General features: G+C 41.5%; 7 protein-coding genes. 6 read left to right on the top strand and 1 reads right to left on the bottom strand.

The window, feature by feature from the left end:
* The first annotated feature begins 211 nt into the window (after window positions 1-211).
* The 6 genes from thrS to V2H41_RS09695 all read left to right on the top strand — a co-directional run bounded on the left by thrS (window position 212) and on the right by V2H41_RS09695 (window position 12,286).
* Window positions 212-2,149, top strand: a complete 1,938-nt coding sequence (gene thrS, locus V2H41_RS09720; RefSeq protein ID WP_330974961.1) for a threonine--tRNA ligase — start codon at window positions 212-214, stop codon at window positions 2,147-2,149.
* Window positions 2,150-2,507: 358 nt separating this feature from the next.
* Complete coding sequence (locus V2H41_RS09715; protein WP_330974960.1) at window positions 2,508-3,836, top strand: TolC family protein; 1,329 nt, start codon at window positions 2,508-2,510, stop codon at window positions 3,834-3,836.
* Window positions 3,837-3,858: 22 nt separating this feature from the next.
* On the top strand, window positions 3,859-4,992 hold the full coding sequence (locus tag V2H41_RS09710; RefSeq protein WP_330974959.1) for an efflux RND transporter periplasmic adaptor subunit: 1,134 nt from the start codon (window positions 3,859-3,861) through the stop codon (window positions 4,990-4,992).
* Between the two features lie 135 nt (window positions 4,993-5,127).
* Entirely contained in the window at window positions 5,128-8,277 is a 3,150-nt protein-coding gene (locus V2H41_RS09705) for an efflux RND transporter permease subunit (protein WP_330974958.1), read from the top strand.
* A 247-nt stretch (window positions 8,278-8,524) separates the two neighbouring features.
* The gene (gene infC, locus V2H41_RS09700) at window positions 8,525-9,145 is read left to right on the top strand and encodes a translation initiation factor IF-3 (protein WP_330974957.1); all 621 of its coding nucleotides are present in this window, start codon (window positions 8,525-8,527) and stop codon (window positions 9,143-9,145) included.
* A gap of 453 nt (window positions 9,146-9,598) precedes the next feature.
* Window positions 9,599-12,286 carry a 4-alpha-glucanotransferase gene (locus V2H41_RS09695; RefSeq protein WP_330974956.1) on the top strand — a complete coding sequence of 896 codons (2,688 nt, stop codon included), beginning with the start codon at window positions 9,599-9,601 and terminating at the stop codon, window positions 12,284-12,286.
* 51 nt (window positions 12,287-12,337) lie between these two features.
* Here V2H41_RS09695 and deoC read toward each other — a convergent pair whose 3' ends face one another.
* A complete protein-coding gene (gene deoC, locus V2H41_RS09690) occupies window positions 12,338-13,006 on the bottom strand; it encodes a deoxyribose-phosphate aldolase (protein ID WP_330974955.1) in 669 nt (222 codons plus the stop codon).
* Window positions 13,007-13,111 lie beyond the last annotated feature (105 nt).

The following is a 13,111-nucleotide window of genomic DNA, read 5'->3' as shown; positions in this document are numbered from 1 at the left end:
AATTGAGTCGTTCTTTTTTGTATTGACAAAATCATGCCAGATTTGCCTTCAAGCGAAAAGAAATAGCTGATGACTATGGTATTTTTTTAATTTATTTCTCATAAAATGTTCTCCAGAAAAAGGGGATATCTTCAAATCTCTAAAAATCCAGCCGCTTGCCAAATAGTTTTAGTATTTTAGCAAACTTTTTTAAAAACTGATATCGCAGGTTATGATTACAATCACTTTTCCGGATGGTGCCAAGAAAGAATTTGAGGCTGGAATAACTGCGCTGGATATAGCTAAATCTATATCAGAAGGATTGGCACGCAAGGTGCTTGCAGCTAAAGTTAATGGTGAAGTATGGGATGCAACACGCCCAATTAATAATGATGCGGAGTTGCTGTTACTGACGTGGGACGATACGGATGGTAAAAAAACTTTCTGGCACTCTTCGGCACACCTTATGGCAGAAGCCGTGGAAGCTATGTTCCCTGGAGTGAAGTTTTGGGTGGGACCCGCCTTGGATTCAGGAGGGTTCTATTACGATATGGATTTGGGCGACAGAAAACTGTCAGAAGAGGATTTGGCTGCACTGGAAAAGAAAATGAATGAATTGGCCAAAACCAACAGTCCTTATGTGCGTAAGGAAGTCCCTAAAGCAGATGCTTTAAAATATTTTACCGAAAAAGGTGATGAATATAAGCTAGATCTGATTGGCAATCTGAACGATGGCGAAATCACCTTCTATACACAAGGTAATTTTACCGATTTGTGTAGAGGACCGCATATACCGCATACAGGCTTTATTAAAGCCATTAAGCTTACCAATGTTTCCGGTGCATACTGGAAGGGGGATGAGAAGAATAAGATGCTTACTCGTGTATATGGTATTACATTCCCCAATCAGAAAGAATTGGATGAATACCTAGCCATGCTGGAAGAAGCTAAAAAGCGCGACCACCGCAAGCTAGGAAAAGAGCTGGGCATCTTCACCATGGATGAAATGGTGGGACAAGGATTACCCTTATGGTTACCAAATGGAACCATAATTATTGAGGAGCTCGAAAAGCTGGCTAAAGAAACTGAAGAAGCAGCCGGCTATAAAAGAGTAGTGACCCCTCATATCGCTAAGGAAAGCATGTACTTGACTAGTGGTCACCTGCCTTATTATGCCGATAGTATGTATCCACCCATGGAACTAGATGGGGAGCGATACTATCTAAAAGCCATGAACTGTCCGCATCACCACCGCATTTTTGCTTCGGAGCCTAAAAGCTATCGTGATTTACCGTATCGTATTGCAGAGTATGGTACCTGCTATCGCTATGAGCAAAGCGGAGAATTATTCGGACTGATGCGCGTGCGTTGTCTGCACATGAACGATGCACATATCTATTGTACCAAAGAACAGTTTGCTGATGAGTTTCGTGCGGTAAACGATATGTATCTGAAGTATTTTAAGATATTCGGTATTGAAAAGTATGTGATGCGACTGAGCCTTCACGATCCTGAAAAGCTTGGACAGAAGTACATCAACGAGCCTGAACTCTGGAAGGAAACAGAAGAGCTTGTTCGTAACGTGCTTATAGAAAGCAATATTCCTTATGTTGAAGTGAAAGGTGAGGGTGCTTTCTATGGTCCTAAAATTGATGTACAGATTTGGAGTGCCATCGGACGGGAGTTTACCTTAGCTACCAATCAGGTAGACTTCGCGCAAGGACGCAGATTCAATCTTACATTTACCAATCAGAATAACGAACCGGAAGTGCCGTTGATTATACATCGTGCACCGCTGGGTACTCACGAACGTTTCATTGGCTTCCTGCTGGAGCATTATGCAGGAAAGTTTCCGGTGTGGCTGGCCCCCGTGCAAGTAAAAGTGTTACCCATTAGTGACAAATTCCTTCCCTATGCACAGGAGGTACAAGGCAAATTAAGGGCTGCTGGCGTACGGGCCGAAGTAGACGACCGCAATGAAAAGATTGGTAAAAAGATTCGTGATACCGAATTGTACAAAGTGCCTTACATGCTCATTGTAGGTGAAAAAGAAATGAGTGAGAATAAAGTATCTGTACGTAGACAAGGTAAAGGAGATGCGGGAGCAAAAAGTGTAGAAGCATTCATGAACGAAATTCTCATTGAAATAAAAGAAAAGCGCAACAACTAATGCATATAGCCCGGTATTTAATACCGGGCTATTATTTTGAACAATTTAACGAAAACTGTGTTAAATATTCGCCCCGGTGTAGGTGCAAAGGATGTAATGATCATCATTAGCCCTCTTTGCAGGTCGTAGAGAAAATATTTTGCAGGGCGCAATATCGGAGCCAAAAGGGCGTCTAAGCCTATTATCTCCACCACCAGCGTTTTCTTGCCTTCTGAAAAAGTACTTGGTTAATTGTTAGGGAGTTAAACAAAACTCATGTTTTGCTGTTAATGTTTGTTTTGCCGTGCTAGACGTGTTGGCAGCAAAATGAGACAGGTAAATTATGTTTTTTATGTTTTATTGTTTAGAGAAGCGACTCATGATGAGAAGAAAAACACTGCTGCTTTTGCTCTTTGTACTTTCGATAATAAGTACGAAAATACATGCACAAAACAGCGAAGAACCTCCATTAAATGATGCCACGCTTTCGGCACTAATTGATTACGCATTGGAGCATCAGCCTGCAGTTAAAAAGGCTACCATTGATCAAGAAATCACCGATCTGCAGGTAAAGAACAAATTGGCCGACTGGTATCCTCAAGTCAACTTCAACTACAATTATCAGCGCAATTTTCAGTTGCCGGTAAATATTGTGGATGGTAATTCTATACGTTTTGGAGTTGATAATTCATCAGCTTTGCAATTCACTGCTACACAAAACATCTTCAATCGTGATGTGCTTTTGGCTAGTCGCACTAAGGATGATGTGCGCTTTATTGCAGAAAAGCAGGTGGAAAATGCTAAGATCAATCTTGTAGCAAATGTTTCTCGTAGTTTTTATGATCTGCTAGCAACACAGCAACAATTAAGAATTACGGAAGAAAATATTGCAATGCTGGCGCGGAGCTTAAAAGATGCGCGTGCGCGTTATGATGCAGGAGTAGCAGATAAAACCGATTACCAAAGAGCCACTATTGCTTTAAACAATGCACAAGCTTCGAAACGCGCCATTGAAGAAGCATTACGAGCTAAGTTGGCTAATCTGAAGTATCTAATCAATTATCCGGAAGACAGAGAGTTAACCCTGCAATACGATAGTGCTACACTGGAAAATGAAATCTATTTGGATACCTTATCTACGGCAGTTTACACCCAGCGCGTAGAGTATCAACAACTGCAGGCACAGCTAAGATTACAGGAAGCGAATGTTAAGTATAACAAATGGAGCTATATTCCTTCAGTATCTGCCAATGGTGCATATATTCGCAACTTTCAGAACAATGCCCTAAGCAAGCTTTACAGTCAAGGATTCCCTAATTCTTATGCTGCACTTACTTTGGGCTTCCCCATATTTCAAGGTGGAAAAAGGAAGAATAATATTTCGATAGCACAAAAACAAGTTGAGCAAACACGTTTGGATATAGAAAACTTTACCAATCAGGTAAATAGTGAGTATCAATCCGCCTTAGCTCAGTACAAGGCGAGTATGGCCAACTATCTGGCTTTAAAGGAAAATATGGAGCTGGCCGCTGAAGTACACCGTATTATTGAACTGCAGTACAGAGAAGGAATAAAAACCTATCTGGAACTGATTACTGCGCAAACCGATTTAAGAGCTGCCCAGATTAACTATTACAATGCTGTTTACAGTCTGCTTAGCAGTAAAATTGATGTCCTAAAAGCTCAGGGTGCTATTAATGTTAAATAGAACTAAACTAAAAAATAAACTGATGAAAAGAGTTTCGATATACGCGTTTCTATTATTGTCTCTGATAGCCTGTAAAAGTAAACAACAACAGCAGGGAGCTCCACAGAATGCACCTGTTCCTGTTACGGTAATGCAGGTTACCGAGAGTGGTATTGCAGCTTATTATGATGAGTATCCCGGTATACTTGTCCCTCTGAACGAATCTGAAATTAGGCCTCAGGTCACTGGTTATATTACGGGTATTTTTTTCAAAGATGGAGATAAGGTTGTAAAAGGACAAAAGCTTTATAGCATTGATCAGCAAACTTACGATGCTAATTATCAGGCTGCACTGGCTAATATTGCGCTTCAGGAAACCAATCTCCTGAAGGCAAAAAAAGACGCCGAGCGTTATCATGCTTTAGACAAGCAGGACGCAATTGCAAAACAACAGGTAGATTATGCTGATGCAGCACTGGCAGCTGCCGAGAAACAATTGGCCGCTGCAAAGGCGCAGGCAAATGCGCTTAAGGCCAACGTTAGTTACTCGACCATCTATGCACCTTTTACCGGTACTATAGGTATTTCTAAAGTGCGTGTAGGAACATCGGTGGTGGCAGGACAAACCGTGCTGAATACTATTTCTACCGATAATCCTATGGCGGTAGATTTTGCAGTAGATCAGAAAGAAATTATGCGGTTTGCCAAACTGCAAAATTCAAAGGATATTATCGATTCTACCTTTTCTCTAGCTTTTGGTAATGATATATATCCGCATTATGGGAAGGTGTATACCATGGATCGTGCTGTAGATCCGCAAACCGGTACTATTAAAGTTAGACTTGTATTTCCTAATAACCAGCAGCTACTAAAGGCAGGTATGAGTTGCACTGTAAGAGTACTGAATATGGCGAACTCCAGATCCATACTTATACCTTATAAAGCAGTAACCGAACAATTAGGTAGCTTCTTTGTGTATGTTGTAGAGGATGGTAATAAAGTAACACAACGGAAAGTTACATTGGGTAAACAGCTTGGTACCAATATTCTAATTAAGGATGGATTACAGGCAGGGGAAAGTATCGTGGTAGAAGGTGTGCAGAACTTGAGAGAAGGTTCGCTGATTACTACTGATACTACCGGGAGCAGCCCCGGTGCTACTCCTGCAAAGAAATAATAAAAAATCACTGATAACCGGGTAGTAGAACCTATCGGGTTGTCTTAAGCGCAGAAAAGCCCTCCTATGCTTTAGTGTTTTTTTAGAGGAGCATGGAATCAACAAAGTCATTAAACTTAAACTATTAGCGTTTTCATGATAGCTGATGTATTTATAAAAAGACCGGTAACCGCTATCGTCATATCGATTGTTATTGTGCTAGTGGGGATAATTTCTATATTGACCCTGCCTGTGGCACAGTATCCTGATATTACACCGCCTACAGTACAGATCTCTAGTAACTTTATCGGTGCCGATGCAGAAACGGTGGAGCAGACCACCACCACTGCTATTGAAACCCAAGTGAATGGTACTCCCGGCATGACTTACATGACCAGTAACAGTACCAGTAGTGGACAAAGTAGCATTACGGTAAATTTTCAGGTAGGTACAGATATCAATATTGCAACGCTCGACGTGCAAAACCGTGCTAGTGTTGCGGAACCTACTTTGCCTGATGCGGTAAAACGATTGGGTATAACAGTACGTAAGCGTAACCCTAGTATTATGATGGCTCTTGCGTTTTACTCACCTAATGGTACGCATGATGCCACTTTTATCGGAAACTACGTAAACCTGTACGTTAAAGATGCGCTGCTACGTGTGAAAGGTGTAGGAGATATTTTCTCGCGGGCGGATGACTTTAGTATGCGCGTATGGCTCGATCCTACCAAAATGGCGGCATTGGGTATTACACCTGCCGAGGTAAATGCGGCATTACAGGAGCAAAACCTTCAAACAGCTGCTGGTACGATCGGCGGTAATCCACAAAGTAGCGAGCAGATATTTGAATACAGTCTGCTGACAAACAGCCGTATCAATACTCCCGAGCAATTTGAAAACATTATTGTTCGTACACGCCCATCCGATGGAAGCATCGTATATCTAAAAGATGTTGCTAAAATAGAACTAGGTAAGTTCGATTATAATGCTAATGCATTTGTAAGTGGTAAGCCTGCAGCCTTCTTGCTAATTTATCAGGCTCCGGGTGCCAATGCGCTGGATACTTACAAAGGCATTATGGAGGCTTTGGATAGACTAAGGCCTAGTTTTCCTAAGGATATCGATTTTAAAATTCCTCTCGAAACTGCAACAGTGGTACAGATATCCATAAACGAGGTATTGCACACGTTTATGGAAGCCTTGGTGCTCGTGGTATTGGTGGTATTCTTATTCTTGCAAAGCTGGAGAGCAACGCTTATTCCTGTACTGGCTATTCCGGTGTCATTGATTGGGACGTTTATATTCTTCCATCTGCTTGGCTTTACGATCAACACGCTTACGTTATTTGCATTCGTTCTAGCTATTGGTATTGTGGTGGACGACGCTATTGTGGTAGTGGAAGCCATTCAGCATAATATCGACAGTCGGGGTATGTCGCCAAAGGATGCAACCATCACGGCCATGAAAGAAATTTCTGCTCCTGTAATAGCTATTGCGCTAATATTGGCAGCTGTATTCATTCCTGTTGGCTTTATTCCGGGTATTGTGGGTAGATTGTATCAGCAGTTTGCGATCACCATTGCGGTATCGGTGTTATTGTCGGCTTTTGTGGCATTGTCGCTTACTCCGGCATTAAGTATGCTGATGTTGAAGCCCACTGCAACTTTAAAGGAGAAGAAAAACTTTCTGGACCGCTTTTTCGATAAGTTCAATGACTGGTTTGCTAAAGTAACGCGTGGCTATACGAAAAGTGTGGGACGCTGGATTAGGAAGACGCCTTATGTAATTACATTGTTAATACTGGTAGTGGTTACCATGTTCTTCCTGTTTAAAATAAAACCTACAGGATTTATTCCTACTGAAGACGAAGGTCGTTTGTTTGTGACTTACGAGATGCCTGAGGGAACCAGTACCACGCGCAGTATTGCAATGATTAAAGACATTATGACCCGCATCGAGGAGATCCCTGAAGTAGATGTGGTAGGAGGTTTGGCTGGTCTCAATATTATCAGCTTTAGTAATAAATCTAACGTGGGTACCATGTTCGTTAAGCTGAAATCATGGGAACAGCGCAAAGGTCCCAATCAGGATGTAAATGCGGTGATTGCAAAAATCACGGCAGCTACACGGGATATTAAAGAAGCCAGAGTGATGCCTATTGCGCCTCCGGCGATACCTGGACTAGGACAAACTGCAGGTTTCACATTCCAGCTACAGCAAGTAGGTACTACAGACGATGTAAAGCAGTTTGAAGCAGTTGCAAATAAGTTCTTGCAACAGCTTAATGCGCATCCTGCTATTGGAAGGGCTTACACCTTCTTTAATGCTCGCACCCCCAGTTATCAGGTAAGTGTGAATAGAGAGATGGCGAAAAAAATGGGTGTAAGTGTAGCAGAGGCATATACCACACTGGCTAATTTCCTTGGAAGTAGTTATGTAAACGACTTTAATATTTACGGTCGCAACTTCCGAGTAGTCACACAAGCGGATTATGTTTACCGCGGTTCTTTAGATAACCTGAAGGACTATTACGTACGTAATAATCAAGGCAGTATGGTGCCGTTGGATCTACTGGTTACCACTAAACTGATTGAAGCGCCGGCAGTAATATCTCACTTTAATATTTATCGTTCAATTGAAATTAACGGAACTCCTCAGGAAGGTTATAGTAGTGGTCAGGCGATCGAGGCTTTGCGCGAAGTCGCTAAAACGCTACCTGCAGGATATGGATATGAGTTTTCAGGTATGAGCCGTGAGGAAATTGCTGCTGGAGATCAGCAAACCATGATATTTGCTATCTCGATCATATTCGTATTTCTTTTCCTAGCGGCCTTATACGAAAGCTGGTCCGTTCCTTTTGCCGTATTGTTAGCAGTACCTATTGGTGCCTTCGGATCTATCTTGGCGCTTACTTTCTTGCCCAAGCTTACTAATAATGTGTATGCCCAGATCGGATTGATTACTTTGATAGGTTTGGCTGCGAAAAATGCCATTTTGATTGTAGAGTTTGCCAAAGAACGGGTGGATAAGGGACTCGATGTGGTGCAGGCTACTTTACAGGCGGTAAGATTAAGGCTGCGTCCTATTATCATGACATCTCTGGCATTTATCTTAGGGGTAGTGCCATTGATGATGGCTAGCGGGGCCGCGTCTGTCAGTCGTCGTACTATTGGCTGGACGGTATTTGGTGGTATGATGGCCGCCACCTCACTAGCCATATTTGTAGTGCCGGTGCTGTATGTGCTGATTACGAAGATTAGTTACGGTAAAAAAGTGATAAAGGCTCATGAGCCAGAAGAGTAATGTAGAGGCTTAAGGTTGATAAAAAGCTCGAAATCATTCTACGATTTTGAGCTTTTTATTATCATCACATATAAAAATAAGCGCACTTATTATTTCTTATAATTATGTGAAATAAAAAATTGCATGAGTGAGTTTTATTCACAATCTTTGCAAAAAATATTTTAACTTGCCTAATCCCATAAGGCAATAAAATAAACAATATTTCCAACTTCTGTATGGGAAGAAGTTGCTTGAATTAAAAGATTAAATGGCTGTACCACAAAATCCAAATTTTAATCGTCCTTCTTTCGGAGGCGGACAGTTTGGTGGAAATAAACAGAACAAAGTGAACTTTAGGAATCGTTTACCTCAGAAGGAAACATTACATCGAATTAATCACAACATCAAGGCTCCACAAGTGCGCCTGGTGGGCGATAATGTGGAGGTAGGGATTTATCCTATTCAAGAAGCGTTAAAAATTGCACAACAGCAGGAATTAGATCTGGTGGAAATTTCTCCCACTGCAGATCCTCCTGTATGTAAAGTAATAGATTACAATAAGTTCCTTTACGATAAGAAGAAGAAAGAAAAGGAAATTAAGGCCAAAAGTAAGGTCACCGAGGTAAAGGAAATACGCTTTACGCCCAATACGGACGATCATGACTTCGACTTTAAAGCAAAACACGCAGAAGGTTTCTTGAAAGACGGTAACAAAGTAAAGGCCTACGTGCAGTTTAAAGGACGCGCAATCCAGTTTCAGGATAGAGGCCAGTTACTGCTTTTAAAGTTTGCCGAAAGATTGGCGGAGTTTGGAACCTTAGAAAGCATGCCTAAACTGGAAGGGAAACGCATGCTAGCCATGATTGCTCCCAAATCCAAGAAAAAGTAAAATCTTTATCATAACTCTCTCAGCCGAAAGCATGCCGCTTTCGGTTTTTTGTTATCCTAAGAGCAATAAAGTTGGATGAAGTCCTAACATAAAAAGCCCCGCTTGAAAAGCGGGGCAGATATAGAAAATTACTTTAATCGATTGTTACTGATTAGATGATATCCATTGCCTTTACAAAAAAAGTTGTTACGAACGGCAATATCAGCGTAAGCCAGGGCCAATGCGCAAAACATGCGAACAGAAATGCTGCAGTAGAAACCAGGAATAAAATCCACATTAACCCTTTATTTTTTGTACCGGTTGACATAGCTTATCTTTTTGCCTGCAAATGTAATACATACTGCCAATATATTTGCACACTAGGCGATTGAAATTTTATTTTAAAAATAGGGTCGGAAGACCTATTTTCGTCTTTTGTGTACTATATACACAATATTCTAATGCTTGTTATTGATGAAACTTTTTTTCTACATCAGGTATCACACACATTTTGGAGAAAGCCTTTTTATTACAGGAAATGCTGCTGAGTTGGGCGGTGGTAGGGATTTGATAGAGATGCATTATTTTAATCAAGACTTCTGGCGTATAGAGCTGGATATCGATGTAACTACCCTTGATGAAAAACCTCTAGAGTATAAATATGTATTTAAGGGTACAGACGGAGAACTGGTGCACGAATTCCGTAATAGGACGATCTATCTGAAGCAACACAACGTTTCCACGTTGAAGATTTTCGATATGTGGAATTATTCCGGCGCTTACCCAAATGTATTTTACACCGATCCTTTTCAGAAAATATTATTGCCCTCACGAAAAGCAAGTAAGATTGAGTTTAAAAAAAACATCACCCATATTTTCAAGGTTAAGGCTCCCTTATTAGGTAAGGATGAGGTAGTAGGGCTATTAGGCGATAACGAAGTATTACACCAATGGGATGAGGAGCACCCTTTATTGTTGCAATTTGATGGTTCCTCCTGGGTGAGGGGAGTAGACTTGAGTAGAGCTGCTTTCCCCGTATCATACAAATATGGTGTATACAATAAAAAAACAAAACGATGGTTGCGTTATGAGGACGGTGAAAACCGTCGGTGCTTTGAGCATGCTGCTTTAGGAGAGCAAATTCTTGTGCAGGATGGATTTATCAATCTTCCGCATAATACTTGGAAGGGTGCAGGAGTAGCCATTCCGGTATTTAGTCTCAGAAGTAAAAAGGGATTAGGTATTGGTGAGTTCAGCGATTTGAAGCTACTTACCGACTGGGCGGTTACTACCGGATTGCGTCTGATACAAATCTTACCCATAAACGATACTACCGCTACTCATACTTGGAAAGATTCTTATCCATATGCGGCAATATCTGCATTTGCTTTGCACCCGATTTATATCCATCTGGATGCCCTCCTCGGCAAACAGCATAAGGAGGAGCTTTTGTCTAAAATTAAAGCTCAAAGAGAGGCCTTAAACAAGCTGGATGCAGTAGATTATGAAGCGGTATTACAGTTTAAACTCGACATACTCAAAGCGCTTTTTAAAACAGAAGGTGATGCATGCCTGCAATCACAGGAGTATCAATCTTTCTTCCAGCAGCATCAGTATTGGTTGATGCCCTATGCTGCTTATTGTTATTTGAGAGATAAATATCAGTCTCCGGATCCTGCTACCTGGAGCACACATAACGTGTATAGACCGGAAGAGATTGCCTTGTTCTTTAAGCCTGAACACGAAGGATATAAAGAAGTGTTGCTGCATTGTTATATTCAGTATCAGCTGCACCTACAACTGTTAGATGCTGTACAGTACGCGCATCAAAAAGGTGTAATTATTAAAGGTGATATTCCTATTGGTATTTATCGTTACGGCTGCGATGCTTGGGTAGAGCCAGAATTATATAACATGCAGCTGCAGGCTGGGGCACCACCTGACGATTTTGCCACCACAGGCCAGAACTGGGGGTTCCCTACTTATAACTGGCCCCGTATGCAGCAGGATGATTTTGCATGGTGGAGGAAGCGTTTTAGGCAAATGAGCTTGTATTTCGATGCTTTTCGCATTGATCATATTCTGGGTTTTTTCAGGATATGGAGTATTCCTATCGATGCTGTGCAGGGGATCATGGGCCACTTTGACCCTTGTATTCCGGTGCATGTAGATGAGTTTGCCGAGCGAGGTATATGGTTCGATTATGAAAGATTTTGTAAGCCTTATATTACTGACGAGGTGTTGCAGGAAATTTTCGGTGAACGAGCAGAAGAAGTCAAACAGAATTTTCTGAAGAAACATGGTCCGCGGGAGTATCAGCTTCTGCCGGAGTTTGATACCCAAAGAAAAATAGAAGCATGGTTCTCCGATAAGGATGGAGAAGCTGCGCATTCAATGCGGGAGGGTTTATACTATCTGGTAAGTAACGTACTTTTATTCGAGCAGGAAAATTCGGATAAAAAAGAATTTCATTTCCGTATTGCGCTGGATAAAACAACGTCATTCCGACATCTGCAGCCTCATATTAGAGAGCAACTGTGGGATTTGTATATCGATTATTTCTATCGTCGCCAAAATGATTTATGGCGAAAAGAAGCATTGAAAAAATTACCCCAGCTTAAAGCGGCAACAAATATGCTAATATGCGGTGAGGACCTAGGAATGGTGCCCGATAGTGTGCCCGGTGTGATGCAACAGTTGGGGATACTAAGTCTAGAGATTCAGCGCATGCCTAAGCAGTGGGGTGTGAGTTTTTTCAACCCGGCCACAGCACCTTATTTATCCGTTGTTACGCCTTCTACGCATGATATGAGCACTATTCGAGGCTGGTGGCAAGAAAACAGAAGTATTACGCAGCAGTTTTATAATACGGAGCTTGAGCAGAAAGGAGAGGCGCCATACTTCTGTGAGCCATGGATTAATAAAGCTATCGTATTGCAACACCTACATGCTCCAGCTATGTGGAGTATTTTTCAGTTGCAGGATTTATTGGGCATGAGTGCATCACTACGTAGGGAAAATCCTGAGGAAGAACGCATCAATGTGCCTGCCAATCCACATCATTACTGGCGTTATCGTATGCATATCACGCTGGAACAACTCTTGAAGGAAAAGGCGTTTAATGAAGAGTTGAGAGGGTATGTACTGAATAGCGGCAGATAACTACTATTGAGAATCTATTATGTGAAATTAGAGATATAAACAAGGGAGTTATTAATAACTCCCTTGACCTTTACCGCCTTCTACAATGGCTACACTGGCACTACATCCCAAACGTGTAGCCCCGGCTTCAATTAATTCCTTGGCAAATTTGTAATCTCTTATACCGCCACTAGCTTTTATTCCAACCTGGGCAGGTAAATGTTGTTTAAACAGTGTTACAGCATGTATGCTGGCTCCCTTCTCAGCATAGCCCGTCGAGGTTTTTAAATAGTCAATGCCGGAAGCACCATACAGCTCGCAGCATTTAATAATCTCCTCGTCTGTAAGCACTCCACTTTCGATAATAATTTTGATGACTTTGTTTTTCTCTTTTATAATAGGTGCCAGTGCCTCGATTTCTTTTTGAAGATATACCCAATCGTTATTTTTCAAAGCAATTAGATTGATGACGATGTCCAACTCATCAGCCCCGTCTTCAATTGCTTGATACACCTCGGCTTTCTTGGCAGTTATTGTTGAATAACCGAATGGGAATCCTATAACTGTACAGGTTTTTACGGTACTGCCTTCCAGCAATGCTTTGGTCTGCTTTACGAATGGTGGAGGTACGCATGCCGAGGCAAACTGATATTGCCGGGCTTCGTTACACACTCGCTCAATATCGCTTAATAAAGTAGTGGGTTTTAAAATGGTGTGATCTATGTAAGTGTTCAACTGCATTGTAGTCTGAATTTTACATCAAAAGTACAGTAACCTGTGGAATGATCTTAATAAACTTTCTGGAGCTAAGGGCTCATAAAAAGAGAGTGAAAAATCCTGATCTGA

It is taken from the genome of Niabella digestorum, assembly GCF_036409055.1.
Taxonomy (GTDB): domain Bacteria; phylum Bacteroidota; class Bacteroidia; order Chitinophagales; family Chitinophagaceae; genus Niabella; species Niabella composti.
This window is presented reverse-complemented; position numbering and strand designations above follow the sequence as displayed.